Source organism: Nocardiopsis sp. TNDT3, assembly GCF_003427465.1.
GTDB lineage: Bacteria > Actinomycetota > Actinomycetes > Streptosporangiales > Streptosporangiaceae > Nocardiopsis > Nocardiopsis dassonvillei.
This window is the reverse complement of the sequence record NZ_QPFC01000842.1, coordinates 1-2,413: the sequence shown is the minus strand read 5'-3', so window position 1 is coordinate 2,413 and position 2,413 is coordinate 1. Positions and strand designations below refer to the sequence as shown.

1 protein-coding gene is annotated in these 2,413 nt (G+C 74.0%); it reads right to left on the bottom strand.

The annotated features are described in order from the left end of the window. Nucleotides 1-2,413, bottom strand: a 2,413-nt coding sequence (locus DQW06_RS20340; RefSeq protein ID WP_157983518.1) for a hypothetical protein, incomplete at both ends; no start/stop codon positions are given.

Sequence of the window (2,413 nt, the reverse complement as noted above, 5' to 3'; positions counted from 1 at the left end):
GGGCTGGGGGACGGGGGCCTGTTCGGGCGCCGGTCGGGGCTGGGTACTGGAGGTCTCCTCGGGGGACGGCTGGGACCGGGTGCTGGAGGCCTCTTCAGGGGGCGGTTGGGTCGGTTGCGTGGTCGTGCGGTTCTGCTGCGGGCTGTCGGGGTCCGGGTTCGCCATGGCCGGGGTGGAGGAGCGCGGCCCCTCCCCTGCCGGGGCGGTCTCCGTCTGCGGGACGGGCCGGTTCCCAGGGGCGCGATCCGCCTCGGTCTGGCCAGGGGAGCGCTGGGGACCGTGGCCGTTCGTCGGGCCGGCGTCGTCCTGGGAGGTTCCGTTCTCGCTCGGCCGGGTCGTCGCCGGTAGCGACCACTTGGCCCTCCAGTCCTCTCGTAGACGCTGCCTCTCCTCCGGTGTCCGCGCCTCGTGCTCCCAGTTGGTCCGCCAGTCCTGGATGGCCTGGAGCCGGTTGTTCCACTCGTTCCGGTCCGGGTTCGCGGAGGGGACGCGCAGGACACGGGGCTGCGGACGGCGGAGGGCGGGCCGGTCCTCGGAAGCGGGGTTCGTCCCAGTTCGGTCGGGGGAGCGCTGTTCCTCCGGTGCGGGGTCGATCTCCGGCGGCTGGGGAGCGCGTTCGTCTCCGGGGTCGGTGGAGGCCGCCTCGGGGTGACGGTTCAGCTGGCTGACGTGTATCACGCTCTGCGGCGCCTCGGCGGACAGCGGCTGCTGTCCGTCCTGGTCCCTACGTGTACGGAGCCAGTCCTCCAGCCCCTGCGGCTCCGTCTGCGCGGGGGAGGGCTGTGGGCCGTGGTCGCCCGTCAGACCGGTGTCCTCGGGGGCCGGCCGGTCGCCCTCGGAGGGGGCCGGGTCCGACGACATCAGCCGCTCCAGTCGGAGCCGCATGTCCCTGAGCGTTTCCGAGTCCACTGAGGACGCCTCGGAGAGGGTGTCCTGGTCCGGCTGGGGGAGGGTGTCGTGATCGGTCCCGGTCCGCGTGTGGAGGGGGAGGCGCTGTCCGTCGAAGGTGGACACCGCGTCCTCGGCGGCCCGGGCCAGCGCGTCGTCCTCGGACGGTGCCGGCTGCGGCCGCTGGTCCTGGTCGTCGAGGGGGCGGTCCTGCTGCTGCGGTGCACTCGGGGTCGTGGAGGGCCCGGGCAGGGCGGTGGTGTCGGACTCCCAGGGGAAGCCCTGTGCTCCCTGGGTTTCGAGCCAGGCGGCGTCGACGGGCCCGCCCAGGTCCATGTCGTACCGGAACCCTTCGGGGACGGGCGGGCCCACCGCCATGGACCGTTCCATGAGCGACCGCATCAGCTCTGCGCGTTCCTCCTCGCTGAGCGAGGCCGCCTCCGGGTAGTGCCTGTCGAGCCAGCGGACGCGCGGCGCCTCCTCCTCGTCGCTGGACTCCTGGTCGGTGGCGTCGTACAGGTTCTCCTCGTCGTTCGCCGTGTACCCGTCGGCGGGGTCGTCGACGCGCTCCGGGGCGGGGCCGCGACCGGTTCCGGCCTGGTCGCCGGATAGGGCCGCATCGTGTTGGGACGGCCCGTTCCCGTCCTCCCCGGTCGGCGTCGTCCACGTCCTCGGCCTCCGGACCGTCGCGGACCCGGGCCGGGCGTGGGTTTCGGAGGACGGGCCCGAACGCTGGTCCGTGTGGCTGAGGGGCCCCTTCGTCTGGTTGCGTGAGTGGCGTTCCGGGCGGTTGTCGGTGGGGGCGGTCCCGTTCCGGGAGGAGCCCTCCTGGCCTTGGAGGGCCCTGCCCATCACCATGTCCCGCGCCAGTCTCTGCCGCGCCCGTTCGAGCACCTCGGCCGGGCTCGGCTCGGGTACTCTCCTCGGCACGTCCTCCTGCGGCCGGTCGTCGCGCTCGGGCGACTCGGTGGTCGCGGGGTCCGGGGTGTTCCGCTGCTGGGTCTGGGGAGGCGCTTCCCCCGGCACGGCCTCCCGAGGCCGGATGCTGAGGTCCGAGCCGAGGGTGTCCAGGAGGTTGGGTGCGGTGTCGCCCCGCTCGGGCCGCCGTCCCTCCTGCCCGGGCTGCCGGTTGTTCCGTTCGGGCAGCTCGATGGCCTCCGGATCGGCGGCGGGGTCATCGGCGTTCCGCTGCGGGGCCGGGGGAGGAGGCGGCTCCTCCTGGATGGTGTCGAGGTCCGGTGCGGTCGCGGTGCGCGGCCTGGGCAGGGACGAGGGGTCGCCCAGACCGTCGCGCAGCTCCTGGAGCGCCGTCACCCAGTCGCGCACAGCCCCCTCGAATTCCTGCCGCCGGTCCTCGTAGGCGCCCTCCAGGTCCTCGTAACGCTGCCGGACCCGCGGGTCGTCGGGTGCGGCGACGCGGTCGGAGGCCGCCTGGTCCAGGGGCCAGCGCGCTTCCAGGTAGGCCTTCTCCGCGTCTCCGAGCGCCTTCTGGATCCGAGCGAAACGCTCGGTCAGGGGGGCGATC